Origin of the sequence: Streptomyces turgidiscabies Car8, from assembly GCF_000331005.1 — a bacterium.
GTDB lineage: Bacteria > Actinomycetota > Actinomycetes > Streptomycetales > Streptomycetaceae > Streptomyces > Streptomyces turgidiscabies.
On record NZ_AEJB01000680.1, the window covers coordinates 1 to 842 of the forward strand.

The window sequence follows — 842 nt, forward strand, 5'->3', positions numbered from 1 at the left end:
GCACCTCCCGCCCCTGTCACCGAGGTGACGATCCCGGCCGGGGGCCACCTGATCGAGGCCGAATTCGCCGCGTCGGTATGGCAGTTGAACGTGTCCCCGGGCGACGAGGTGACAGCGGGCCAGCCGCTCCTGGCCCTTGAGGCGATGAAGATGGAGTCCCGGATACACGCCCCGATAGCGGGAGTCGTCCACGAGATCCTCACCAGACCGGGTGCCCAGGTGGAGGCAGGCACGGCGCTGCTCGTCCTGACGCCGGCCACGTAGCAGTCTCCTCGCCCCCGCCCACCACCTCGCGCCCGACAGCACCACCCAGCCCAAGGAGCCCCGATGTCGACCCCCACCCTCACCCGAGTCCGTATGGCCTACGCCCGCATAGCCGCCGTGGACCGCCCCGAGGTCTGGATCGACCTGCGCCCCCAGTCCGAGGCCGAGGCAGAAGCCACCCGCATCGACGAACGCCTCGCCGCAGGCGACCACCTCCCCCTCGCCGGCAGACTCTTCGCCGCCAAGGGCAACATCGACGTCCAGGGCCTCCCCACCACCGCCGGCTGCCCGGCCTACGCCTACCACCCCGAGGCCGACGCCCCGGTCGTCGCCCGCCTGCGGAACGCCGGCGCCCTCCTCCTCGGCACCACCAACCTCGACCAGTTCGCCACCGGCCTCGTCGGCACCCGCTCCCCCTACGGCGCCGTCCGCAACGCCCACGACCCCGCCCGTATCAGCGGCGGCTCCAGCTCCGGCTCCGCGACAGCCGTGACGCTGGGCCTCGTCGACTTCGCCCTCGGCACCGACACCGCGGGCTCAGGCCGCGTCCCCGCCGCCTTCAACGGCATCGTCGGCCT

Annotated in this window: 2 protein-coding genes; both read left to right on the top strand. The window is 72.9% G+C overall.

All coding sequences use genetic code 11. The features are described from left to right. Positions 1 to 264: biotin/lipoyl-containing protein (locus STRTUCAR8_RS47010; protein ID WP_044474104.1), on the top strand; the 264-nt coding region annotated here is incomplete at its 5' end. A 63-nt stretch (positions 265 to 327) separates the two neighbouring features. Next, positions 328 to 842, top strand: a 515-nt coding sequence (locus STRTUCAR8_RS47015) for an amidase family protein (protein WP_044474105.1), incomplete at its 3' end; no start/stop codon positions are given.